We start from the raw sequence: 23,918 nt of genomic DNA on the forward strand, positions 1-23,918 counted from the left end.
GCGTAGCCCGGATCAGGCGCCTGCGCCGCCATCCGGGGAAACCAGCGGAATCTGGCGAAACCGACGTAATTCGCGCAACGTCAGCACCAGCATCACACCCACCATCGCCAGCACAAAACCACTGCTACTCGCCGAGGCCGCAGGCGTCATCACAACCCCAAGCCCGCCCAGGACTGCCGCGCCAATCGCATCGCCCGTGACGTTTTGCGCCGTCCACAGACCGTTGATACGCCCCAGCATTGCTTCCGGCGTTTGCGTTTGAATCAACGTGTACTGCAACAGTGAACTGATCGCACTCAGCCAGCCAAACAGGGCCAGAAACGCCGCGCCCAGCACCCAGTAAGGCATCAGGCTGAATAACCCAATAGCAACAAACGCCCCCACGCTACTGCCCAACATCAACAGGCCCGGGCGCGGATGTTGCGCCAGCCGCCCACTGGTTAACGCGCCTGTCGCCGCGCCAAGCGGGATTGCCGCATACAGCACGCCAAGTTGCGCCGCCGGGATGCGCCACTCAACGGCCAGTGCGGGATACAGCACGCGCACGGCGCTGGCCATGGTCAACAAGCCCCCGAGCAGCGCGATACCGCCAATCAGCGGGCTATTGAACAAAAAACGAATACCCGCCACCAGCGAAGACAGCGGGTGTTCACGCGGCTGTGGCGGAGGCGGCAACGCAGGCAAACTCAGTAACGGCAACAGGGTGATAAAGGTCCCTGCCGCCGCCAGCCCGTAATTCCAGGCCACCCCGCCCGTTGCCAGCAACAGGCCGCCGCACATCGGGGAAATCACCGAACCCAGGCGCACCGTCAGCATGGTGATCGCCCCGGCCTGCATTAAATTCTCACGCCCGACCAGCGCCGGGGTTGCCGCCAGCAGCGCGGTCACGCCGAGGGATGCGAAAAAACCGTCCCATAAACCGAGCAAATAAATCGCCAGCAGGGACGGTTCCGGCAACTGCGTGTTAAGCCACAGGCCGATAAAACCCATGCCGCAGGTGCCTCGCGCCAGCAGAATCAATCTTTTGCGTTCATAACGGTCGGCCAGAACGCCGCCCGTCATCAATCCAACGAACATCGCGCCGCCGGTCAGGGTAACGGACAGGCCCACCTGCCAGCTTGAACCGGTCATCGCCTGAATCTGTACCGGGACGGCAACGCCCAGCAAACCCAGCGATAAGATTGAGATGAAACGGGCAAGAAACACGGCACGAAAGGCCGGATGCGTCTTCAGAAGGCTTACATTCAGCAGCCGGGATTGTTGGTTCATTACAACGCCTTAAGGCAATCTTTTTTTATCCATTCCAGGGCGTGCATGGTAACATAAGCAAACAAGATCGATAACGATAATTACTATCATTATCAAGTCAGGAATGTTTTATGTCGCTTCCTCGTTCCTCAAGGCGTGCTCTCACGCTTTTCGGGCTATTGATACTGCTTATTGTGGCAATGGCGCTCAGTATGCTGGTCGGTGCAAAAACGGTGCCCGCCAACGTGATCGTTGATGCGCTGACAGGCACCTGCCAGAGCGCAGACTGCACCATTATTCGCGACGCACGCTTGCCACGCACCCTGGCCGGATTACTCGCGGGCGGCGCACTGGGCCTGGCGGGCGCGCTGATGCAAACCCTCACCCGCAACCCGCTGGCAGATCCGGGCCTGCTGGGCGTAAATGCCGGGGCCAGTTTCGCCATTGTCCTGGGTGCGGCCTTATTTGGCGCCGCATCCCCCGTTGAACAACTGGCGCTGGCCTTTGGTGGCGCACTGATGGCTTCGCTGATCGTGGCCTTTACTGGCAGCCAGGGCGGAGGGCAACTGAGCCCGGTACGTCTGACGCTGGCGGGTGTGGCGCTGGCTGCCGTGCTCGAAGGGCTTTCCAGCGGCATTTCGCTACTCAACGCCGATGTCTACGATCAATTGCGCTTCTGGCAGGCCGGGTCACTGGACATTCGCACCCTGCAAACTGTGAAAATTGTGCTTCTGCCGGTGCTATTGGCTGCAAGTATTGCGCTCATCTCCAGCCGAGCGCTGAACAGTCTCAATCTGGGCAGCGATACCGCGACCGCGCTTGGCAGCAAAGTGGCACGCACGCAGCTTTCCGGTCTGCTGGCCATCACCGTACTTTGCGGTAGCGCGACCGCAGTGGTTGGCCCCATCGCCTTTATCGGGCTGATGATGCCGCACCTTTCGCGCTGGCTGGTGGGGGCCGATCACCGCTGGTCGCTGCCGGTGACCCTCATCGCCACCCCTGCCCTGCTGCTGTTTGCCGATATTATTGGCCGTCTGCTGGTGCCGGGTGAGCTGCGCGTGTCGGTTGTTAGTGCTTTTATTGGCGCACCGGTTCTGATTATCCTGGTTCGCCGCACGCGCGGAGGTGGCCTGTGACCGCCCCGTCCCGTCGTCTGATCATCAGTTGTCTGCTGATGCTGCTGGCAAGCCTGGTCTTTGCCCTCTGGGGTCTGCGCAACGGTGCGGTGATGCTTGATAGCAGCCAGGTCATTAATGCGCTCACCGGCAGTGCGCCGCCCGCCATGCAGCTTGTGGTCATCGAATGGCGGCTGCCCCGCGTTCTGATGGCGCTGCTGATCGGTGCCGCGCTGGGCGTCAGCGGCGCTATATTTCAGTCGCTGATGCGAAACCCGTTAGGCAGCCCGGATGTAATGGGCTTTAACACCGGGGCATGGAGTGGCGTGCTGGTGGCAATGGTGTTTTTTGGTCAGCATCTGACGGCGATTACGCTCGCCGCTATGGCGGGCGGCATTCTGACGTCGTTCATCGTCTGGTCGCTGGCGTGGCGCAACGGCATTGAAACCTTCCGCCTGATTATTGTCGGCATCGGGGTACGGGCGATGTTGATGGCTTTTAACACCTGGCTGATTTTACAGGCCTCGCTGGAAACCTCGCTTACTGCCGGGCTGTGGAATGCGGGGTCGCTTAATGGTTTGACCTGGGCCAAAACCTTCCCCTCTGCGCCGTTTATTCTGCTGATGTTTATCGGCGCAGCGTTGCTTTCCCGCCGTATGCGACTGCTGGAGATGGGGGATGACAGCGCCTGCGCCCTTGGCGTGAGCGTGGAGCGTTCGCGCCTGCTGCTGATGCTGGTGGCCGTTGTGCTGACCGCCTCGGCCACGGCACTTGCCGGGCCTATCTCATTTATCGCGCTCGTCGCGCCGCATATTGCCCGGCGTATCAGCGCCACCACACGCTGGGGCCTTGCACAGTCGGCCTTCTGCGGCGCCCTTCTCCTGCTGGCCGCGGACATTTGCGCACAACGGCTGTTTATCCCTTATCAGTTGCCGGTGGGCGTCGTCACCGTCAGCATTGGCGGTATCTACCTTATCGCCTTGTTAATTCAGGAGTCCCGCAAGAAATGATCGATACTCAGGCCCGTTTGCATGGCGAACAGTTAACCCTGGGCTACGGTAAAAAAGTTGTCGCCAGAGACCTGAGCGTCTCGATTCCCGATGGCCACTTCACGGCGATTATTGGGCCGAACGGCTGCGGGAAATCGACGCTGCTGCGCACCCTGAGCCGCCTGATGACGCCAGAGAAAGGCCATGTTTATCTGGACGGCGAGCAGATCCAGCGTTTCGCCAGCAAAGAGGTGGCGCGACGTGTCGGGCTGCTGGCGCAAAATGCCACTACGCCTGGTGATATCACCGTTCAGGAGCTGGTCGCCCGTGGCCGTTATCCGCACCAGCCGCTGTTTACCCGCTGGCGTCAGGAGGATGAGCAGGCGGTCACCCGCGCCATGCGCGCCACCGGGGTGGACACGCTGGCGTTGCAGAGTGTGGACACGCTCTCCGGCGGCCAGCGGCAGCGCGCGTGGATAGCCATGGTGCTGGCGCAAGAGACCTCGATCATGCTGCTTGATGAGCCGACCACCTGGCTTGATATCAGCTATCAGATTGATCTGCTGGAGTTGCTCAGTGCGTTAAACCGCGAGCAGGGGTATACGCTGGCGGCGGTGTTGCATGATTTGAATCAGGCCTGTCGCTACGCTACCCATTTGATTGCCCTGCGAGACGGCAAGATTGTGGCGCAAGGCGCGCCGAAAGAGATTGTGACCGCGGAACTTATCGAAGCGGTGTACGGTTTGCGCTGTATGATTATTGACGATCCGATCGCCGGTACGCCGCTGGTGGTGCCGCTGGGACGACGTTCGCTCTGATGCTGTCCCGGATGGCGGCTTCGCCTTATCCGGGCGGCCACCGTAGCCCCGGTAAGCGACAGCGCCACCGGGGACATTTCCCTTACAACTACCCCAACAGCTCCCGCACAACCGGGCCAATCGCTTCAAACGCCTGCGGGGAAATGATATCCACATGGGCGCAATCCTGACGATAAACCTCCAGTTCACTCACCCACGGCGACCAGGCTTTATGAGGATCCATCCCCGCCGTCAGCGTGCGTTCGGCAACAAAGAGCGTCACTTTACCGTCAAATTTCGCGCTGTGGGCCGTGGTCAACAGACGTACCGCATCGCCATAGTTACCTTCAATCGCGGCAAACAGTTCCGTCGAGGCCTGTCCTTTTTGCGCCGCCAGAAACGCCTGTCGCTCGCGCTCGATTTCCGCCAGCACGGCAGGATCCAGCCCGTTGGCCTCTTTCTCCGCCCAGTTCTGCGTCTCCGGCGGCCAGGTATCCAGCAGCCCTAAAAATGCGACCGTTTCCCCACGCGCCCGCAGCCGGGCGGCAATCCCCTGCGCCAGGGTACCGCCCAGCGAATAACCAAACAGGTGATAAGGCCCGTGTGGCTGCTGTGCAAGCAGTGTCGCAAGATGATGTTCGCACACCTCATCCAGTGTCGCGGCCTGCTGCATCGGCCCATCAGGACGCGGAGACTGGATACCCATAATCGCCCAGCGCGGCGAGAGATAGCGCGCCAGCACGCTGAACTGCCAGGCAAAACCAGAAGCCGGATGGAAACAGAACAGCACCGGCCCGTCGCCATCGCGCAAGGGCAGAAGGGTTTGCAGACCAAGCCGGCTATCGGCCTGCGTCTGCGTCAGCAAGACCGCCAGTTTCTCGACCGTTGAGGCCACCATAACCTGCCCCGGCGTCACCGGGCGCGAAAACGTCTGGCTCAGTTGTGCAGCCAGACGCATCGCCAGCAAAGAGTGGCCGCCGAGGGCAAAGAAATCGGCCTGCGCGTGCTGAACCTCGCAGCCGAGCAGCGCGGAAAAAGCCTGTGCAATCTGCGTTTCCACGCCCGGATTCAGCGCCCGACCGACCTGCTCACGCGCGGGCTCAGGCAGAGGCAACGCTTTTCTGTCGAGCTTGCCATTGGCACTCAGCGGAAGCTCGCCGAGTTGCAGCAGCACCACCGGCACCATATGCGGCGGTAGCTGCGTACTCAGTTGCTCGCGCAGCGCGGTGAGATCCAGCGGCAGACCGCTCTCTGAGACCACATAGCCCACCAACTGGCGCGCATCACCATTGCCTGCCGCCGCCTGATTGAGCACGCAGGCATGGGCGACGCCCTGCGCGACATCTGTCAGTGTCTGTAATGCCTTGTCTATTTCTCCAGGCTCAATACGCTGCCCGCGAATTTTTAGCTGATCGTCGCTGCGGCCCAGATATTCCACCGCACCATTCTCCAGCCATTGCGCCACATCACCGGTGCGATACATACGCTCGCCGGGCGCAAAGGGGTCAGCGATAAAGCGGCTGGCGGTAAGATCCGGCCGCCCCAGATAGCCTTGCGCCAGTTGAATACCGGTCAGGTACAAATCCCCCGCCACGCCCGGCGGTACCGGCTGCATCATGCTGTCCAGAATACGCAGACCCGTATTCCACACCGGGTAGCCAATCGGTACGCTGTTGCCCTTCACCGCCGCCAGCGCATCGCCAAACGCCGGATACCAGCTCACATCAACGGCGGCCTCCGTAGGCCCATAAAGATTATGTAAAGGCACGCCGGTCAGTTGTTGCCACTCGCGGCACAGGGCCGCCGGAAGCGCTTCGCCGCTGCAAAATACCTTGTTCAATGTGCGGCAGTTTGCTTGCGCCGTTTCTGGCGTCAGCGATGTAACAAACGCAGCCAGCATGGACGGCACGAAGTGCGTGGTGGTCACGCCAAAACGGGCGAAGAAGCGCTGCAACGCCTGCGGATCGCGGTGTGCTTCCGGTTCCGCCATCACCAGTTGCGCGCCGGCAATAAACGGCCACCAGAACTCCCACGCGGAGACATCAAAGCTGCACGGCGTCTTTTGCGCCACGACGTCCTGCGCGTTCAGCGGATAGTGGTTTTGCATCCACAACAGACGGTTGACGATAGCGGTCTGCCCGACCATCACCCCTTTTGGTCGCCCGGTAGACCCCGAGGTAAAGATGATATACGCGGTATGTTCCGGGCGGGACAGCGCCAGGGGTTCGCCGCCCGTCACCGCCAGCGGTGCGCTGTAGCAAAGGTGAGTCAGGCCAGGCAGACCACGAAAACGTGAAAGCTGGTCATCAGAGGTGATAAGCAGACGCGGCCTGGCATCTTCCAGCATCATGTGCAGCCGCTCATCCGGATAACCCGTATCGAGCGGCAGCCAGGCAGCCCCGGCTTCAACAATGCCGTGCAGCGCCAGCGTCAAAAACACAGAGCGCGGTAACGCGACGGCAACGCTGTCGCCGGGTTTAACGCCGCGCTCACGCAGAAGTTGCGCCAGCGCCACCACCTGCTCACGCATCTCCCGATAGGTTAATTGCCAGCACGCATCGGCCAGCGCCGGAGCATCCGGCGTTCTTGCCGCCTGTTCGGCCACCAGTTGGCTCAGCGTTGTGGCTGGCAACATCATGCCGGTATCGTTAATTTTTTCGATGCTCTGCCACTCATCAATGGAGATCAACTGCGCCTCACCGCAGCGCAGCGTCGGGTCCGCGGCAAACTGGCTCAGCAGGCTGTGTAAACGGGCGACATGGTGATTGAGCACGCGTTCATCGTAGCGGCTGCGGTTAGCCAGCACGTCCAGCGTCAGGCCGCCCTCTTCGTCCGGAAAGAGCGCAATCTCCAGATCGTTGACCGGGCCTGTCGCCAGTGTATGGGTTTGCCCGGCAATCCCGTCAATATCCAGCAGGTAATAGAACATTTTGACGTTAAACACCGGGCCAAAGAGCGGCTCATCCCCGGCAGCGCGTCCGGCATCACGCTGGATTTGTTCGGCATCGTAACGTTGATGGCGGCGCATCTTTTTCAGTTGCCCGGCAAGGGCACTGGCCAGTTCTGCCAGGGTTTGCGTCTCCTCAATATGCACGCCCAGCGGTAGCACATTGAGCACTGGCCCGGTTGCGGTCAGCGCCGCTGAGCCCATCCGGCGCATAAAAATAAACCCGGCGGCATAATCCAGCCGCCCACAGAGTCGGCCTAACCACAACGCCACCAGCGCCAGTGCCAGATCGGCTGACTGGCACTGGTTCGCCGCCTGGGTCAGGCGACGGAATGCGGCGGTATCCAGGCGACATGTCAAACGCAGAATATCGGTCGTCGCCGCACGGCCCGGCAGTGGCGCAGGTGACAGGGAAGCCGGTGCGGGTAAGGTGCGTTTTTGTTCCGCCCAGAAGACTTTGTCACGCTGCCAGGCGTCGCTTTCCCGGTAGCGTTGATATTCGTCCACCACCCCGGCAAAGGGGGTAAAAGGTGTCGGGGGAATGGCGTTACCCGCACGTAAGGCACGGTAAATAGCGGCAATCTGGCGGGTAATGGCGGGGAAACTAAAGCCATCTACCAGCAGATGGTGATAACGCTGATACCAGAACCAGCGATGGTTATCGACCTGAATAAGCACATGGCAAAAAAGCGGTTTACCGCTGTCAACGCGAAGATCCTGCGCGAGATCGGTCTGCATTAATGCCAGCGCGGCCGCATGCGGGTCGGCATGATGGCGAACATCAATAATCTGCGGCAGGGCAAACACGCTATCATCGTCCAGTTGCTGCCAGACCTCGCCATTGTCTTCTGTAAAGCGCATACGCAAAGTATCAGCCTGGGCCAGGCCTTCTTTGATGGCCTTCGCCAGTAGCGGTGCGTCCAGTTCGCCGTCCAGCTCCACATAATGGGCCACGCTCCAGGCATTGGGCAGCGTGGAGAGTTTTTCTGCCATCCAGATCCCCGGCTGCGCGGCCACGAGGGGTAAACGTGTGGTCATTCGCGTCTCCTTAGCAGGCGTGATGCGCCGGGGTTAAACTCTGCCAGTTGGCGTTGAGCCAGGCGTTACACACCTCCTGCGAGGCGGGCTGGCATACCACGCGCCAGCCTTGCGGAAGCGCGCACTGCTGTGGCCACAGGCTGAACTGCTGCTGCGCGTTTTGCAGAATAAAAAATTGCCCTTGCTGATTATCGAAGGGATTGCTGCATTCCATACCAGGCTCCTGTCGTAATTGCGCTTATTGCGCCGCGCGTGTCAAAGGTTGCCAGAGGGTCATCAGCCCTGCGGTCAGCCCGCCGCGCCAGCAAAGCGCATCATGTCCGCCGTCAACCTGACGCCAGAAAACCGTCTGCTGTGTGTGTTGTAATTGGGTATAAAGGGCCTGATTAGCCCGGAAAATAATCGGCTCGCGTACCCCGGCTTCCAGCACAATACGCAGCCCGTGAGCTGAGAGTTCGCCGCGTTTGAGTTGTTCGATAAGCAGGCCATCCTGCTGGCCGTCGCGCGTTGGCCACCAAAAGGAGCCCGACTGACTCAGCACGCAGCCAAAACGCTGCGGCCAGTGCAAGGCGGCATAGAGCGCTGACAAACCGCCAAAACTCTGCCCGGCCACCACCGTGCGGCCAGCGTCATCGCTAAAGGGAGTTATCGCCTGCACTTGCGGTAATAATTCCTGCTGAATCGCCAGCCAGAAATCGGGATTACAGGGCAACTCCTGGCTGCGGTGGGTGGTATCAATTACATCGATGAGCAGATAGACGGCAGGCGGCAATAAACCCTGTTCGGTAAGGGCTGCCAACGCGGGCCAGACAGGCATGCTTTCGGCCCAAAACTGACCGTCGAGCAGTATCGCCAGCGGGCGCTCAGCGCTCGGGTCATCGCCGGTGGCGTAAACCCACACGCGGCGATGGTTATTCAGGCGTTGGCTATGCCAGCTCATCACCGTCGCCGGGCTGTATACGGCATCAGGCCGATCCCAACCGGGCTGATGCGGAGCACCGGGCATCGCCAACGGCGATACGGGATGGCCTCGCCCGCCACGCCAGCAATGCGGGTTAAGCGGATCGGCAATCGCGCGTGGCAGCAGTTTGCGCCAGCCTTCGCGCAGTGCCATACGATCCGGCTGCAATTGGGCAAACACCTGCGGCGAGAAGTCGTCAGCGCGATCGGAGGGGATCAGGCAATAGCTTCCGCGCCACCCTGCTTCCAGTTGCGTTTGCCAGCACCAGACATCCGTTCCGGGAATGCGCGCCAGCGACTGCGGCGTCGCCTGCTGATGGTGGTCAGTGACGCCAGTGATATAGATCCAGACATGGGTAGTGCTGGAGGTGTTTTCGGTACCCGCCGGGTCGCGCCACCAGAAGGTAACCTGATAATTTCCATCACTTTCCAGACACCATTCTGGCCCCGTTTTTGCCTTCCACCAGGCCTCGCTTCCCGCTATCAATGCCAACGCCATAACCTCACATTCACTGTGGAAATTTTTGCTTGCAGATTAACAATTATTGATAATATTATTGATAACTATTTTCATTTGCAATAGCGTATTGTCGCGCTTTGGCGAGCGCGTCTTTCATAATCACAATGCCATCTTTTGCGGATTTTCTCAGGATGAGCCCCCTTCGCAAATGAATGGCAATGGCGTGCCGTGTTTCTTACCCGTCTGGGGATGGATCGCGCGGGAATACGGCAAGAAAAGCAGGAAAAACAATGAAAAACAAAATGCGTTCCCTGACCTTATTGGTCAATCTGGGAATTTACGGCGTGGCTTTACCCGCTTTCGCGGCAGAGACGACGACCAACGAGACAGCCAGTAATGATGACACCATTGTGGTTACCGCCGCGCAGCAAAATCTGCAGGCGCCAGGGGTATCAACCATTACCGCTGATGAGATCCGCAAAAACCCACCCGCACGTGACGTTTCCGAAATCATCCGCACCATGCCCGGCGTTAACCTGACGGGTAACTCTACCAGCGGTCAACGTGGTAACAACCGCCAGATTGATATCCGTGGGATGGGGCCGGAAAACACCCTTATCCTGGTCGACGGAAAACCGGTCACCAGCCGTAACTCTGTTCGTCAGGGTTGGCGCGGTGAGCGTGATACTCGTGGCGATACCAGTTGGGTACCGGCCGACATGATTGAACGTATTGAGGTTATTCGTGGCCCGGCCGCTGCGCGTTATGGCAATGGTGCTGCGGGGGGGGTGGTGAATATCATCACCAAAAAATCGACCGATCAGGCATGGCACGGTTCGTGGAACAGTTATTTCAACGCACCGGAGCACAAAGATGAAGGCGCGACTAAACGTACCGACTTTAGCCTGAGCGGCCCGCTGGGCGGCGATTTCAGCTTCCGTCTGTACGGTAACCTGAATAAAACGCAGGCCGATGCCTGGGACATTAACCAGGATCACCAGTCTGAACGTACCGGTATCTACTCCAACACTATGGCCGCAGGGCGTGAAGGGGTGGAGAACAAAGATATAAACGGCGTCGTGCGTTGGGATTTCGCGCCGCGACAAGCGCTGGAGTTCCAGGCCGGTTACAGCCGCCAGGGGAACCTCTACGCGGGCGACACCCAGAACACCAACAACGACAGCAGCACCAACAACTACGTGAAGGAAAACTACGGCAAGGAGACCAACCGCCTCTATCGCCAGAACTATTCCATCAACTGGACGGGCGGCTGGGATAACGGTGTGACCACCAATAACTGGGCACAGTATGAGCACACCCGCAACTCGCGTCTCGGCGAAGGGCTGGCGGGCGGGCTGGAAGGCCTGTTCAACAGTAACCATTTCTCAGATATCGATCTGGCAGACGTGATGCTGCACAGCGAAGTGAGCGTGCCGTTTGACCTGCTGATCAACCAGAACCTGACCGTCGGTACCGAATGGAACCAGCAGCGGATGAAGGATATGGCATCCAACACCCAGGCGCTGCAGGGCGGTCCGATTTCCGGTTTCGCCAGCACGGGCCGTAGCCCTTACTCCAGCGCGGAAATCTTCTCTGTCTTCGCCGAAGATAATATGGAAGTGACCGACACCACCATGCTGACGCCCGGTCTGCGTTTCGATCACCATACAGTGGTCGGCAACAACTGGAGCCCGTCGCTGAACCTGTCTCAAGGTCTGGGTGATGACTTTACCCTGAAAATGGGGATCGCCCGTGCGTATAAAGCGCCGAGCCTGTACCAGACCAACCCGAACTACATTCTGTACAGTAAGGGTCAGGGCTGTTACGCCAGCGGCACCGGCGTGGGCTGCTACATGATGGGTAACGACGACCTGAAAGCGGAAACCAGCATCAACAAAGAGATTGGTCTGGAGTTCAAACATGAAGGCTGGCTGGCGGGCGTGACCTGGTTCCGTAACGACTACCGCAACAAGATTGAAGCGGGCTATTCACCGTTAAGCCAGACCAAAGTCGGCAGCACCAAAACCGATATCTATCAGTGGGAAAACGTACCTAAAGCGGTCGTTGAAGGCCTGGAAGGGACGCTGAACATTCCGGTCACCGACACGGTAACCCTGAGCAACAACGTCACTTACATGCTGCAAAGTAAGAATAAAACCACCGGCGAACGTCTGTCGATCATCCCTGAATATACCCTCAACTCAACGCTGAGCTGGCAGGTTGTGCAGGATGTTTCCGTGCAGTCCACCTTCACCTGGTACGGCAAACAACAGCCGAAGAAATATGACTACCAGGGTAACCCGGTGACCGGTTCTGCTAAGGACGAAGTCAGCCCGTATAGCATCGTTGGTCTGAGCGGTACCTGGGATGTGAACAAATACGTGAGCCTGACCGCCGGTGTCGACAACGTCTTTGATAAACGTCACTGGCGTATGGGTAACGCGCAGAGCACCGGCGGCACTACCGGCTGGATGTACGGCGCTGGTGCCAATACCTACAACGAGTCCGGTCGCACCTGGTATATGGGTATCAATACCCACTTTTAAGCACTAACCTTCCCTCTCCCTGCGGGGAGAGGGCGGGCGTAAGGCGAAATATGGATATCCTTCACTCCACGCTTACCCTTCATTCCCACCCGGTCCATTTCATCACTTTCGACCTCACAAGCTTTGCAGAGCGCGATCTTTTGTGGCTACCCCACCATGACCGCTTAGCAAACGCCGGACGCAAGCGTAAAAGCGAACATCTGGCCGGGCGGATTGCCGCCGTGCATGCCCTGCGAAATTATGGTCATCAGGCCGTGCCGGGTATCGGGGCTGGCGGCGAACCGCTCTGGCCCGCCGGACTTTACGGCAGCATCAGCCATGCCGGGCAGACCGCGGTCGCGGTTGTCTCATCTGCCTGTGTCGGCGTGGATATTGAGAGCGTACTCTCTCCTCAACTGAGTAAAGAGATCGCCGAAAGCATCGTGAATGCCGAAGAATACGCATTACTACAGTGTGCTTCGCTTCCCTTTGAACTGGGGTTATCGCTTGCTTTTTCCGCAAAAGAGAGTCTTTTCAAAGCCTTTTCCACCCTTGCTTTTCCCTTTCCCGGCTTCCATAGCGCGCAGCTCATTGCCCTGAATGACGGATCACTCACCCTGCGCATCAATGCGCAATTCAGTCGCTATCACGCAGGTATGTGCGTCGATATTGCATGGATTTCTCATGCAGAACAGATCCTGACGCTGGTGAGCGGTATTCCCACAGGATCGTGATCGTTTTCTCCTTTTAAGAAATTTGCTGCACAAACCATAGACAGTTCAGCATTGCCGTTTTATCGTTAACTTGAATAATAAATCATTATTGAATAAATATTCAATGTGGAGAAAAAGATGAAAACGACCCTACTGAAATCTGCTGTACTGGCTTCCCTGATCGCCGCTTCCGGCTCGCTGTTTGCCGCGGATAACGGACTGATCGCCATTATCACCCCCTCACACGACAACCCATTCTTTAAAGCGGAAGCAGACGGCGCGGCGGCAAAAGCCAAAGAACTGGGCTACACCACCCTCGTGGCTTCCCATGATGATGACGTGAACAAACAAAACCAACTGATCGAAACGGCGATTGCCCGTAAAGCGAAAGCGATCATCCTTGATAACGCTGGCGCAGACGCCACCGTCGGCCCGCTGGAAAAAGCCAAAGCGGCTGGCGTACCGGCCTTCCTGATTGACCGTGAAATCAACAAAACCGGCGTTGCTGTCGCGCAAATCGTCTCTAACAACTATCAGGGCGCACAGTTGGGCGCACAAAAATTCGCCAAATTGCTGGACGGTAAAGGCAAGTATGTCGAACTGTTAGGGCGTCAGTCTGATACCAACGCCAGCGTCCGCTCGCAGGGCTACCACGATGTGCTGGATGATTTTCCGGATATGAAAATGGTGGCGCAACAGACCGCGAACTGGAGCCAGACCGAAGCCTTCACCCGTATGGAAGCTATCTTGCAAACCAACCCGGACATCGTGGGTGTTATCTCCGGTAACGACACCATGGCGCTCGGCGCAGAAGCGGCGCTGAAAGCCGCCGGGAAAACCAACGTCATTGTGGTTGGCTTTGACGGCAGCGATTACGTGCGTGACTCCATCATCAACAAAGGCAACATCAAAGCCACCGTTCTGCAACCAGGCTGGCAACAGGCGCAAATGGCAGTCGAACAGGCCGATTACTTCCTGAAAAACGGCAAAGCCCAGAAAGAAGAGAAACAGCTTATGGACTGCATGCTGATCGACGAAAGCAACGCCAGCAAACTGAAAATGTTCAACCTGAGCAAGTAAGAGCGGAGATGTTATGTCGTTAAAACAATGGGGTGCTGCATTCGTAGGGTGCACCACCCTGTTGCTGACGGCCTGCACAGTGGTGGATCTGGATGCAAACGGCAAGCCGATAATGCCTGCCGATCCGAATGCGAAAGCCAGCTTCGATAACATGACCCCACAGCAGATCGCGCAACAAACATGGCAAGAACGCGTCATCGACGCCGCCCACAAGCATGCGTTGGACGCCACCGCACTCACCACACAACTGAAGGCGACAAGCGACAAACCACAAAGCGTGTTTGTTCACCTGATAAGCAAGGTCGAACGCGTCGATGTCAGTAATGAACGTGAACAAAAGCTGATCATTACGTTCAACGGCCAGCCGCTGGAAGTGCAGACCGGGCCGGTTATCCAGGGCAATGCCATTCGCGATGCCACAGGCTTTAAATTTGAAGACTTTACCAACCAGGTTCAATTTGCGCAGTTATCACGGGCTTACAACCGCGAAACCATCAAGCACTTACCCAAAGTGGATGAGAGTTGGGTGGGCAAACAGGCGACTGTGCTGATGGCCGTCACGATTAAGAGCGGTAAGACAACAGATGCCGCGGCACTGGAGTTGAAACAGGAGACACAGTAATGAGCGATGTACCTGTGGATGACATTATTCTGCGCACGCGCGGCATCTCGATGCTCTTTCCCGGCACCATCGCGCTGGACAACGTGGACTACAACGTCTGGCGCGGCAAGGTGAATGTGATTATCGGCGAGAATGGCGCAGGGAAATCCACCCTGATGAAAATCCTCGCGGGTGTACAGCAACCGAGCCTGGGTGAAATCGAACTCAACGGCAAACCGGTGCAGATTTCCAGTACCCGCGCCGCTGCCGCACTGGGTATCGGCATGGTGCACCAGGAGCTGAACCTGTTTGAAAACCTCAACGTCGCCGAGAATATTTTCCTGGGACGCGAGTTACAAAAAGGGATTGCGCCTATCAATGAAGCGGAACAGGAAAAACGGACCGCCGGGCTGTTAAAACGTCTCGACCAGCCTATTTCACCGAAAGAGCTGGTGGGCAACCTGAAAGTAGGCCAGCAGCAGTTAGTGGAAATCGCCAAGGCGCTGGCGGAAGACGCGGACATCCTGATCCTCGACGAACCCACGTCGGCGCTGAGTAAAACGGAAGTGGAGATCCTCTTTCGCGTGATCCGTGAACTGACCCGCCAGGGGGTGTCGATTATCTATATTTCGCACCGTCTGGAAGAGTTAATGGCCATTGGCGATGTCATCACCATTCTGCGCGACGGCAAGTTTCAGGCCGAAGCGAAAGTGTGCGACATCGACGTCCCGTGGATCGTTCGCGAAATGCTGGGCAGCGATCCGGTGAGCAACTTCCTGGCACCGGGCCGTACCTTTGGCGCGCCGGTGCTGGAAGCGGAGCACATCACCTGCGTTAACAGCGCGGGCAATGCGGTGGTGGACGATGTGACCTTTAAAGTTCACAGCGGGGAAATTGTCGGTATTTACGGCCTGATGGGCGCGGGGCGCACGGAGCTGTTTGAATGCATGCTCGGTACCGAACGCAACTACCTGGGCAAATTGTGGCTCGACAGCAAACCTGTGCCGCAGCGGCTGGCAACGGCGGATCGTATCCGCATGGGGATGAGCCTGGTACCGGAAGACCGCAAACGTACCGGTATCTTCCCGATATCGTCGGTGGCAACCAACCTGACCATCGCCAGCCTGTGGCGGCGATTGCAGCGCGGGATCACCATTTCGCAAAAAGATGAGCAGGCGGTGGTGGCGAGCACGATTGGCAATCTGTCGATTAAGGTCTCAACGCCGGATGTGGAAATCCAGGCGCTGAGCGGCGGTAATCAGCAAAAAGTGGTCATTGGTCGCTCGCTGTTAACCAACCCGAAAGTCCTGTTTCTGGATGAACCGACACGCGGGATTGACGTGGGGGCGAAAGCCGACGTCTTCCGCATGATGGTGCAGCTCTCCGAACAGGGGATCGCAGTGGTCTTTTCCACCTCCGATCTGAAAGAAATCATGGCGGTATCTGACCGCATTCTGGTGATGTCCGGCGGCAAACTTACTGCCGATATTGTGCGCGATCGGGCCGAAGAATCGGCGCTGGTAACGGCAAGTGCTCAGGGGTTCTGATATGAAAACAACACAATCTGTGGCGGTGGCCCCGCGCGCAAGCGCATCGCTGTCACGCGAAAGCATTCTGCTTCTACTGTTAAAGTTGCGAACCTTTATCGCACTGTTCCTGATTGTTGGCTTCTTTACCGCCACGGTACCCGGCTTCCTCTCGACGGGCAGCCTGGTGATCATGATTAAACATATCGCCATCAACGCCTTCCTGGCGCTGGGCATTACGTTTGTCATCATCACTGCCGGGATCGATTTGTCCATCGGTGCAACGCTGGGCCTGTGCGGGATGATAGCCGGCTGGATGATCACCAAAGGGATTGTGCTGCCGATGTTTGGTATCGCCATCTTCCCCAGCGTCTGGGTGATTGTGCCGCTGGTGTTACTGATCGGCGGCTTAATTGGCGCGGTGAATGGCTGGATAATCACCCGCTATAACGTCGCGCCCTTTATCTGTACGCTCGGTACGATGTATGTCCTGCGTGGCGCCGCGATGCTCACCTCAGATGGGCAAACCTTTCCGGGGCTTTCCGGCAATCCGTTGCTGGGCAATACCGGCTTTGATGAGATTGGCGCCGGTACGCTGTTTGGCATCCCGTGGGCTATCTGGCTGATGATCGTGCTGGCGGTGGTGATTGCCTATGTCGCGCGTCGCCTGCCCTTTGGCCGCCACGTTTATGCCATCGGCGATAACGAGCGTGCGGCAGAGCTTTCCGGCGTGAAGGTCAGGCAGGTCAAAATCTGGGTCTACACCATTTCCGGGTTCTGTGCAGCGCTGGCCGGGATCGTGGTGTCGGCACAGTTGCTGGCAAGCCACCCGGCGAACGGTACAGCCTTTGAAATGAACGCCATCGCTGCGGTGGTGCTTGGCGGAACCTCGCTGGCAGGCGGGCGCGGCACCGTGCTCGGGACACTGATCGGTGCCTTCGTTATCGGCTTCCTCGCCGACGGGCTGGTGATGATGGGCGTGAGTGAATTCTGGCAGATGGTGATTAAAGGTATCGTGATTATCGTTGCGGTCATCATCGATCAGATGCAGAACCGTATGCAGCAAAAAGCGGCGGTGGTTGCGCAAAAAGCAGTGATAGAAAGTAAGTAGTTTTATCGGCATGGCCTGGTTTCTCAGGCCTCAGATATCGACAAAAGTCGCCAGGGTGGTGGCGGTGAGCCACCCTGGCACGTCCACGGGTTCTTATGCCTCAGTTGTAAGTGTCTACCATGTCCCCGAACAAGCGTTCACTATGTCTCCGGACCGTACACCCCAAAGAGGAGAGGGGACCGTTCGTGCTCGCATTTTTGTGGGGATTCCTCCGCCCCGGGGGAGAGGAAGAAAACCGGTCGTAGCCCGGGTAAGCGCAGCGCACCCGGGACTCCCGGAGGCGGCGTAACCCAGGTCAGCCATTGCTTACCAGACTACGCGCGGTGGCGTAATCGGTGATCAGGACATCAATATAATTTCCCTGCAACGCGCCGCGAATCGCATTGTGCTTTTCCGGCCCGCCCGCAAGCGCGATAACCTGCTGGCAGGCACGAATTTGCTCCAGCTCCATGCCAATCACCGGGTCCTCCTCCTGGGTAAGGACGGGTTTGCCCGACGCATCGTAGTAATGCAGGCAGATATCCCCTACCGCGCCACGTTCGGAGAGCAAATGCAGCATATCTTCGTTGTAGTAGTTGCCGGAGTTTTTCAACAATTGTGACGGCTCCAGCTCGCCAATCCCGACAATTGCCACATCGACCTCGGCAAATTTCGCCACCACCGCCGCCACATCCGGGCTATTAACCAGCCGTGCGCGCTCTTCAACCGAGTGCTCAATACTTTGCGAAGGCAGCAGCCAGGCCGGGCAGCCTAAATGTTCAGCCAGTTGTTGGGTCAGAATAGTCGCCTGCACGTTACCGTTCGGCCCCACCCCGCCAAGAAGCTGAATAACACCCTGGGCGCGGATATTTTGCGGGTGCATTTCATCGACCATGCAGCGAATGGTACTGCTCCAGGCAGAGATCCCCACCAGGTCTTCCGGGCGGACGCGGGTTTCCACATAGTGCGCCGCCGCACTGCCAATGGCATGTTTTATCTGCGCATTGCTGGCGTTTTCCCCCACATCCACCACAATTGCCTGACGGATGCCATACTGTTGCTCAATGGCCTTTTCCAGCGACACAAAAATATTGGTGGGCTGCACCACGGTAATTTTCACCAGCCCTTCTTTTTGACAGCGAGTCAGTGCGCGTGAGACAAATGACTGCGACAAGTTCAACAGCGAGGCAATCTCTGACTGCTTTTTGTTCTCGTTGTAATAAAGCGTGGCGATCTTCACCAGCAAACGCTGCTCATCCTGCTTTGACATTGGTTTCCCCTTCAATTCTCTCCTGTCATTTTTATTCATACCCGAATAGATAACAAGCTGCGCAATACCAGGCGGGAGGATCCAAATGTGATCCTATTCTCCTTTCTTCCAAATTTGCTTTCACAAGGCGTAGACAAACCTCCGTACAAGGCATATCTTTATTCATGAATAATAAATCATCAGTGAATATATATTCAAAGCAATAACAACCTGACGTTTAACCTTGTGGGATCGACCGCAAAAGGGTGCGCAGGTGTGCTTTTTCACCCTGATTGAATATTTATTCAAGTTAGATTATAAATTCAAGAGGTGGACTATGAATCCGTTTTCGCTCTCTGTTGAGGAGCTTGAAAAAAAAGCACGCGCCGTACGCCGTCGCATCATCGTGCTGAATGCCGAAAGCCCGGCAGGTGGGCACACGGGCGCAGACCTATCCCAGGTTGAGCTGCTGACAGCGCTCTACTTCCGCATTCTGAACTGTTCGCCAGAACTGAAAGAGAGCGATGAACGCGACATTTATATCCAGTCAAAAGGTCACGCGGTGGGGGGTTATTACTGCATTCTGGCGGAAGCCGGATTTATCCCTGTGGACTGGCTGGCAACCTATCAGCATCCCGATTCGCATCTGCCGGGCCATCCGGTAAAACATAAAACGCCGGGTATCGAACTTAATACCGGCGCACTGGGCCACGGCCTGCCCGTTGCGGTCGGTATCGCGCTGGCGGCCAAACGCAGCAACAGCAAACGCCGGGTGTTTGTCGTTACCGGTGATGGTGAACTGGCTGAGGGCAGTAACTGGGAAGCCGCGCTGGTCGCCGCCCATTACCAGCTCGATAACCTGATCATTATTAACGATAAAAACAGCCTTCAACTGGCCGGCCCAACCAAAGAGATCATGAACACCGATCCGCTGGATGAAAAATGGCGCGCCTTTGGCATGCAGGTTACCGAGTGTAAAGGTAACGATATGGCCGACGTGGTGGCGACGCTGGAAGGGTTACAGCCTGCGGGGAAACCGCACGTCGTGATTGCTTACACCACCAAAGGCGCTGGCATCTCCTTTATTCAGGGACGCCCGGAATGGCACCACCGGGTGCCGAAAGGTGAAGAAGTTGAACTGGCGCTGGAGGAACTGAAAGATGAGTAATAGCGAACATCTCGCAACGGTGATGGTGAATGCGTTTATCGACGCTGTTGACCGTGGGGTAGACCTGGTACCGGTGGTGGCAGATTCCACCTCCACGGCCAAGATCTCACCGTTTATGAAGAAATTCCCAGGCCGCCTGGTGAATGTTGGTATCGCCGAGCAAACGCTGGTGGGTGCCGCCGCAGGGCTTGCCATTGGCGGCAAAGTTGCGGTGACCTGTAATGCCGCGCCATTTTTGATCTCGCGTGCTAACGAACAGATCAAAGTAGACATTTGTTACAACAACACCAACGTGAAGCTGTTTGGCCTGAATGCCGGTGCCAGCTATGGCCCGCTGGCCAGTACGCACCATAGCATCGACGATATTTCCGTGTTGCGTGGTTTTGGCAACATCGAAATTTACGCCCCTTCCTGCCCTGTTGAATGCCGTCAAATAATTGACTATGCGCTGGACCACGTCGGCCCGGTCTATATCCGCCTCGACGGTAAAGCGTTGCCGGAGCTGCATGATGAAGGTTATCAGTTCAAACCGGGTGACATTGATGTGCTGCGCGAAGGGAAAGACATTGCGCTGGTGGCGATGGGATCGACAGTCCATGAAATTGTCGCCGCCGCCACACAACTGGCAGAAGGCGGTATTGAGGCCTGTGTTATCAGTGTACCGTCTATTCGTCCGTGTAATACCTCGCAATTACTGGCCGCACTGAACACCTGTAAAGCGGTCGTCAGCGTTGAAGAGCACAACGTCAACGGCGGCGTGGGCAGCCTGGTCGCCGAAGTACTGGCAGAAGCCGGATACGGCATCCCGCTGCGCCGCCTCGGTATCCCTGATGGTCAATATGCGATCGCCGCCGATCGCGCCTCCACCCGCGCACGCCATGAGATTGATGCCGCAGGTGTGGTGAAAAACGCCCGTGAACTGCTGACACGGCAATAAGAATAATAAAGAACAACTTACTGGAGAGAGAGCAATGTCCCGAATTCCTCAACAACTGACCATGGCGGTGATTATCGGTAACCGCGGATTTTTCCCAAGCTACCTGGTGGCAGAAGCCCGTGAACAGGCGGTCGCCCTGTTTGGCCGCCTTGGCATTAAGACTATTATGCTCGATGAGACCCAGACCGAGCTCGGCGGTGTTGAAACCCGTCAGGATGCCAAAACCTGTGCCGAACTGTTCCGCGCCCACCGTGATGAAATTCACGGCGTGGTTGTGCTTCTGCCGAACTTCGGCGATGAAAAAGCGGTGGCGGAAACCCTGCGCCTGTCCGGTTTAAACGTCCCTGTGCTGGTACAGGCGGAAGAGGACAATCTGGACAAGATGGGGCTGGCGACGCGCCGTGATAGCTTCTGCGGCAAGATCTCCCTGTGTAACAACCTGCGCCAGTACGGTATCCCGTTCACCCTGACAACACAGCACGTTTGCGCCCTGAGCGGCGAGATTTTCGAGCAGGATCTGAAACGTTTTGAACAAATTTGCCGCGTGGTGAGCAGCATGCGTGGCGTTCGCGTGGGGGCCATCGGCGCACGCCCGGCCGGTTTCAACACCGTACGTTACAGCGAAAAACTGCTTGAGCGCCTGGGCATTGCAGTGGAAACCCTGGATCTGTCCGAAGTATTCACCCGTATCAAATTGCTGCGTGACGACGATATCCGCGTTGATGAGAAGCGCCGTCTGCTGATGGATAACGCCGATGCCAGCGGTATCGCCGCGGACAAACTGGTCACCATGGCGAAGCTGTTTGTGGTCATCAGCGAATGGGTTATCGCCAACGATATCGACACCACGGCCATTCAGTGCTGGACCTCGTTGCAGGAAAACCTGGGCATTAACGTCTGCTCCATCATGAGCGTGATGTCCGGTCAACTGATGCCGTCAGCCTGTGAAGTCGACGTGATGGGCGCGCTTTCTATGTACGCACTGGCAAGCGCCAATATGAGCCCGGCCTCGATTGCCGACTGGAACAACAACTTTGGCGACGATCGCGACAAATGCGTGCTGTTTCACTGCGGTAACTTCGCTGCCGCCAGCCTCGAAACCCCGCATATGGGCACCGCGGATATCATCGGTACTACCGTGGGTAAAGAGAACACCTGTGGCGCGGTGCATGGCCGCCTGAAATCCGGCCCCCTCACCTATTTCCGTCTGAGCACTGACGATTTGACCGGTGAAATCAAAGCCTACGTGGGCGAAGGCAAATCCGTCGACGATCCGCTGGATACTGTCGGTTGTCGCGCAGTCATTCAGGTTCCGCATCTGGAAGCGTTGCTCACCTATATTTGCCGTAACGGTTTTGAGCACCACGTGGCGATGAACCACGCGGCCAGTGGCGCCATCCTGCATGAAGCCTTCACGCGCTATCTCGGCGTTGATACTTACCTGCACCAGTAATGCAGTGCGCATGGGCCTGATGGAGAAATACCATGTCGAAAGATATTGTCATCGCGCTTGATGAAGGGACAACGAACGCCAAAGCCGTCGCGCTGGATGCTCAGGGCAATGTGGTGGCGAAAAGCGCGCGCCCGTTGACCATCCAGACACCCCGCGAGGGCTGGGTAGAGCAGTCTGGCGAAGCGCTATTGCAGGCGTCACTGGCGGTAATAAGCGAGGTGATTGCGCAGGTTGGCCCCGAGCGCGTAGCGGCGCTGGCGATCAGCAATCAGCGGGAAACGGCCATTGGTTGGTATCGCGCAAGCGGGTTGCCGTTAGGTCCGGCCATAACCTGGCAATGTTCACGTACGGCAGATTTTTGCCATGCTCTGCGCGAGCAAGGTCAGGACGCTAAAATTAAAGCGGTGACGGGGCTGCCCGTCGCCCCACTGTTTTCCGCATCCAAAATGCGCTGGCTGTTAAATTCGCTGCCCAATGGTCGGGGGCTGGCGGAACAAGGTGAAATTTGTCTTGGCACAATAGATAGCTGGTTGCTCTGGCACCTGACGGCGGGCGAGTCATTTTGCTGCGACTACTCGAATGCCTCGCGCACACAGTTACTGAATCTTAATACCGCCGACTGGGACGCGGAGATGCTCACACTCTTCCAGATCCCCCGTCAGGCGCTACCGGAAATTCGCCCCTCCAGTGGCTTGTTTGGCTACACCAAAGGGCTGGACGCCATCCCGGAGGGTATCCCGGTGCTGGCGATGATCGGCGATTCGCACGCCGCGTTGTTCGCCCACGGCCTTGGCGCCGCCGGGTGTGTGAAAGCGACCTACGGCACAGGGTCATCGGTAATGGCTCCGGTGGTATCCGCACAGTGTGACGTGAAATCACTGGCGACCACCGTAGCGTGGCATGATGGCGAACGGCTGGTGTACGGGCTGGAAGGCAACATTCCTCATACCGGCGATGCAGTGGCATGGATGGCGGAAAGCACAGGCTTAAGCGAGCTGCCGGAAGCGGAACTGGCGCAAGCGCTGAATACGCTACCGGCCTCAGTGGAATCAACACTCGGCGTCTATTTTGTTCCGGCGCTGACGGGCCTCGGCGCCCCCTGGTGGGACGAAGATGCGCGTGGTCTGATTCATGGCCTGAGCCGTGGCGTCAAGCGCGCGCATCTGGTTCGCGCAGCGCTGGAGTCGATCACCTACCAGATTGCCGACGTGGTGGTTGCCATGCGCCAGCACGGCGATTTCGCCTTAAAAGCGCTGATGGTCGATGGCGGCCCAACCAGGAACGACTGGCTGATGCAGTATCAGGCTGACCTGCTGGGTTGCCCGGTGATGCGCAGCGACGTCCCGGAGCTATCGGCTATGGGGGCGGCACTGCTGGCACGAAAGGCGCTGTTGCAGGTCGATACAGAACAGCTTCGCCAGTATCTTCCCGAACATGCGACGTTCACACCGGATGAACAGCGTCACGACAGATTGCAAAAACGCTGGCATGACTGGCAAAGCGCAGTACAGCTTGCCCGCACACAGAAAATGCAGCCAGGCTAAAGGGTTTGGGTGCGTGAGGTTCAAACCTGACAAGATGATTTGCGGGGATGGCTCCCCCGCAATTCAGGTTAGCTACTTCTTCGGTTGTTCGCGAGACTCGCCTTAAATCAACACTGGCAAAGAAGATAGCCTGATGTTCCGATTTCGAACTTTCAAAAAATGGTCAGAACCCCTCTACTAGAGGCACCGCACCACGATCGCCACCAGGGCGTACTTCGTTAGCATGTCGTTGCCTCCGTGCAAAAAAGAGACTAACATCCAACTTGTCTAGGGTTGGATGATAAGCCTCAGGTTGATAACACTATCTCCTGGGGCTTTCACCTTTCTGAACCCTGCAAATGCCTGGCTCAGAAAGCCTCAGGCACCCGCGAGAATGCTACCCGCTTACTTCCCTCTGTACGAATAAAACTGTATTTATATCCAGTTAAAATCAATTTTTCAGAAAACATAAAAACGCTAAAAATCCCTCCGCTTTTTC

At 57.4% G+C, this 23,918-nt stretch carries 18 protein-coding genes; 13 read left to right on the top strand and 5 right to left on the bottom strand.

Going from position 1 to position 23,918, the window contains the following annotated elements; translation table 11 throughout:
• Positions 1-12 precede the first annotated feature (12 nt).
• Positions 13-1,269, bottom strand: coding sequence for an enterobactin transporter EntS (entS, locus tag ACS0RQ_RS20050; RefSeq protein ID WP_271850157.1), 1,257 nt, complete (start codon positions 1,267-1,269; stop codon positions 13-15).
• Positions 1,270-1,379: 110 nt separating this feature from the next.
• On the opposite strand from entS, the gene fepD reads away from it, so the two are divergent.
• The 3 genes from fepD to fepC are packed head-to-tail and all read left to right on the top strand — an operon-like array spanning position 1,380 to position 4,170.
• Positions 1,380-2,384, top strand: coding sequence for a Fe(3+)-siderophore ABC transporter permease (fepD, locus tag ACS0RQ_RS20055; protein ID WP_271850158.1), 1,005 nt, complete (start codon positions 1,380-1,382; stop codon positions 2,382-2,384).
• Between the two features lie 38 nt (positions 2,385-2,422).
• Positions 2,423-3,373, top strand: a complete 951-nt coding sequence (gene fepG, locus ACS0RQ_RS20060; RefSeq protein WP_420372483.1) for an iron-enterobactin ABC transporter permease — start codon at positions 2,423-2,425, stop codon at positions 3,371-3,373.
• Positions 3,370-4,170, top strand: coding sequence for an iron-enterobactin ABC transporter ATP-binding protein (gene fepC, locus ACS0RQ_RS20065; RefSeq protein WP_271850160.1), 801 nt, complete (start codon positions 3,370-3,372; stop codon positions 4,168-4,170). Before fepG ends, fepC begins: the two co-directional genes overlap by 4 nt.
• An 88-nt stretch (positions 4,171-4,258) precedes the next feature.
• On the opposite strand, the gene entF is transcribed toward fepC, so the two are convergent.
• The 3 genes from entF to fes are packed head-to-tail and all read right to left on the bottom strand — an operon-like array spanning position 4,259 to position 9,593.
• The gene (entF, locus tag ACS0RQ_RS20070) at positions 4,259-8,134 is read right to left on the bottom strand and encodes an enterobactin non-ribosomal peptide synthetase EntF (protein ID WP_271850161.1); all 3,876 of its coding nucleotides are present in this window, start codon (positions 8,132-8,134) and stop codon (positions 4,259-4,261) included.
• A 10-nt stretch (positions 8,135-8,144) separates the two neighbouring features.
• Positions 8,145-8,348 carry an MbtH family protein gene (locus ACS0RQ_RS20075; protein WP_271850162.1) on the bottom strand — a complete coding sequence of 68 codons (204 nt, stop codon included), beginning with the start codon at positions 8,346-8,348 and terminating at the stop codon, positions 8,145-8,147.
• A gap of 24 nt (positions 8,349-8,372) precedes the next feature.
• A complete protein-coding gene (gene fes / locus ACS0RQ_RS20080; RefSeq protein ID WP_499079230.1) occupies positions 8,373-9,593 on the bottom strand; it encodes an enterochelin esterase in 1,221 nt (406 codons plus the stop codon).
• 251 nt (positions 9,594-9,844) lie between these two features.
• Between fes and ACS0RQ_RS20085 the strand changes: the two genes are divergently transcribed.
• The 6 genes from ACS0RQ_RS20085 (at position 9,845) to ACS0RQ_RS20110 (ending at position 17,110) form a co-directional block, all read left to right on the top strand.
• Positions 9,845-12,100: a TonB-dependent siderophore receptor gene (locus ACS0RQ_RS20085; protein ID WP_271850163.1), complete on the top strand. Its 2,256-nt coding sequence runs from the start codon at positions 9,845-9,847 to the stop codon at positions 12,098-12,100.
• A 50-nt stretch (positions 12,101-12,150) separates the two neighbouring features.
• Positions 12,151-12,813, top strand: coding sequence for an enterobactin synthase subunit EntD (gene entD, locus ACS0RQ_RS20090; protein ID WP_271850164.1), 663 nt, complete (start codon positions 12,151-12,153; stop codon positions 12,811-12,813).
• 117 nt (positions 12,814-12,930) lie between these two features.
• The gene (locus ACS0RQ_RS20095) at positions 12,931-13,872 is read left to right on the top strand and encodes a D-ribose ABC transporter substrate-binding protein (protein ID WP_110295786.1); all 942 of its coding nucleotides are present in this window, start codon (positions 12,931-12,933) and stop codon (positions 13,870-13,872) included.
• A gap of 13 nt (positions 13,873-13,885) precedes the next feature.
• The gene (locus ACS0RQ_RS20100; protein ID WP_271850165.1) at positions 13,886-14,494 is read left to right on the top strand and encodes a DUF2291 family protein; all 609 of its coding nucleotides are present in this window, start codon (positions 13,886-13,888) and stop codon (positions 14,492-14,494) included.
• Positions 14,494-16,020 (top strand): sugar ABC transporter ATP-binding protein, encoded by a 1,527-nt coding sequence (locus ACS0RQ_RS20105; protein WP_271850166.1) that lies wholly within the window; start codon positions 14,494-14,496, stop codon positions 16,018-16,020. Before ACS0RQ_RS20100 ends, ACS0RQ_RS20105 begins: the two co-directional genes overlap by 1 nt.
• Before the next feature lies 1 nt (position 16,021).
• A complete protein-coding gene (locus ACS0RQ_RS20110) occupies positions 16,022-17,110 on the top strand; it encodes an ABC transporter permease (protein WP_041852200.1) in 1,089 nt (362 codons plus the stop codon).
• A gap of 295 nt (positions 17,111-17,405) precedes the next feature.
• Here the strand turns inward: ACS0RQ_RS20110 and ACS0RQ_RS20115 are convergent, their stop codons facing one another.
• Complete coding sequence (locus tag ACS0RQ_RS20115) at positions 17,406-18,359, bottom strand: sugar-binding transcriptional regulator (protein WP_271850167.1); 954 nt, start codon at positions 18,357-18,359, stop codon at positions 17,406-17,408.
• A 316-nt stretch (positions 18,360-18,675) separates the two neighbouring features.
• Between ACS0RQ_RS20115 and ACS0RQ_RS20120 the strand changes: the two genes are divergently transcribed.
• Genes ACS0RQ_RS20120 through ACS0RQ_RS20135 form a run of 4 tightly spaced genes read left to right on the top strand, consistent with a single transcriptional unit; the run spans position 18,676 to position 23,440 of the window.
• Positions 18,676-19,506 carry a transketolase gene (locus ACS0RQ_RS20120; RefSeq protein ID WP_041852202.1) on the top strand — a complete coding sequence of 277 codons (831 nt, stop codon included), beginning with the start codon at positions 18,676-18,678 and terminating at the stop codon, positions 19,504-19,506.
• Positions 19,499-20,443 carry a transketolase family protein gene (locus ACS0RQ_RS20125; protein WP_271850168.1) on the top strand — a complete coding sequence of 315 codons (945 nt, stop codon included), beginning with the start codon at positions 19,499-19,501 and terminating at the stop codon, positions 20,441-20,443. The genes ACS0RQ_RS20120 and ACS0RQ_RS20125 overlap by 8 nt, the downstream gene beginning before the upstream one ends.
• Before the next feature lie 34 nt (positions 20,444-20,477).
• Positions 20,478-21,896 carry an L-fucose/L-arabinose isomerase family protein gene (locus tag ACS0RQ_RS20130; protein WP_334633589.1) on the top strand — a complete coding sequence of 473 codons (1,419 nt, stop codon included), beginning with the start codon at positions 20,478-20,480 and terminating at the stop codon, positions 21,894-21,896.
• A gap of 32 nt (positions 21,897-21,928) precedes the next feature.
• On the top strand, positions 21,929-23,440 hold the full coding sequence (locus ACS0RQ_RS20135) for an FGGY family carbohydrate kinase (protein ID WP_271850170.1): 1,512 nt from the start codon (positions 21,929-21,931) through the stop codon (positions 23,438-23,440).
• Positions 23,441-23,918 lie beyond the last annotated feature (478 nt).

It is taken from the genome of Phytobacter diazotrophicus, assembly GCF_052061655.1.
In the GTDB taxonomy this organism is placed as follows: Bacteria; Pseudomonadota; Gammaproteobacteria; order Enterobacterales; family Enterobacteriaceae; genus Phytobacter; species Phytobacter diazotrophicus.

Excerpts from the sequence above, each read along its gene's own strand:
- entS (WP_271850157.1), bottom strand. The coding sequence starts at position 1,269 with ATGAACCAACAATCCCGGCTGCTGAATGTAAGCCTTCTGAAGACGCAT.
- fepD (WP_271850158.1), top strand. The coding sequence starts at position 1,380 with ATGTCGCTTCCTCGTTCCTCAAGGCGTGCTCTCACGCTTTTCGGGCTA.
- fepG (WP_420372483.1), top strand. The coding sequence starts at position 2,423 with ATGCTGCTGGCAAGCCTGGTCTTTGCCCTCTGGGGTCTGCGCAACGGT.
- fepC (WP_271850160.1), top strand. The coding sequence starts at position 3,370 with ATGATCGATACTCAGGCCCGTTTGCATGGCGAACAGTTAACCCTGGGC.
- entF (WP_271850161.1), bottom strand. The coding sequence starts at position 8,134 with ATGACCACACGTTTACCCCTCGTGGCCGCGCAGCCGGGGATCTGGATG.
- ACS0RQ_RS20075 (WP_271850162.1), bottom strand. The coding sequence starts at position 8,348 with ATGGAATGCAGCAATCCCTTCGATAATCAGCAAGGGCAATTTTTTATT.
- fes (WP_499079230.1), bottom strand. The coding sequence starts at position 9,593 with ATGGCGTTGGCATTGATAGCGGGAAGCGAGGCCTGGTGGAAGGCAAAA.
- ACS0RQ_RS20085 (WP_271850163.1), top strand. The coding sequence starts at position 9,845 with ATGAAAAACAAAATGCGTTCCCTGACCTTATTGGTCAATCTGGGAATT.
- entD (WP_271850164.1), top strand. The coding sequence starts at position 12,151 with ATGGATATCCTTCACTCCACGCTTACCCTTCATTCCCACCCGGTCCAT.
- ACS0RQ_RS20095 (WP_110295786.1), top strand. The coding sequence starts at position 12,931 with ATGAAAACGACCCTACTGAAATCTGCTGTACTGGCTTCCCTGATCGCC.
- ACS0RQ_RS20100 (WP_271850165.1), top strand. The coding sequence starts at position 13,886 with ATGTCGTTAAAACAATGGGGTGCTGCATTCGTAGGGTGCACCACCCTG.
- ACS0RQ_RS20105 (WP_271850166.1), top strand. The coding sequence starts at position 14,494 with ATGAGCGATGTACCTGTGGATGACATTATTCTGCGCACGCGCGGCATC.
- ACS0RQ_RS20110 (WP_041852200.1), top strand. The coding sequence starts at position 16,022 with ATGAAAACAACACAATCTGTGGCGGTGGCCCCGCGCGCAAGCGCATCG.
- ACS0RQ_RS20115 (WP_271850167.1), bottom strand. The coding sequence starts at position 18,359 with ATGTCAAAGCAGGATGAGCAGCGTTTGCTGGTGAAGATCGCCACGCTT.
- ACS0RQ_RS20120 (WP_041852202.1), top strand. The coding sequence starts at position 18,676 with ATGAATCCGTTTTCGCTCTCTGTTGAGGAGCTTGAAAAAAAAGCACGC.
- ACS0RQ_RS20125 (WP_271850168.1), top strand. The coding sequence starts at position 19,499 with ATGAGTAATAGCGAACATCTCGCAACGGTGATGGTGAATGCGTTTATC.
- ACS0RQ_RS20130 (WP_334633589.1), top strand. The coding sequence starts at position 20,478 with ATGTCCCGAATTCCTCAACAACTGACCATGGCGGTGATTATCGGTAAC.
- ACS0RQ_RS20135 (WP_271850170.1), top strand. The coding sequence starts at position 21,929 with ATGTCGAAAGATATTGTCATCGCGCTTGATGAAGGGACAACGAACGCC.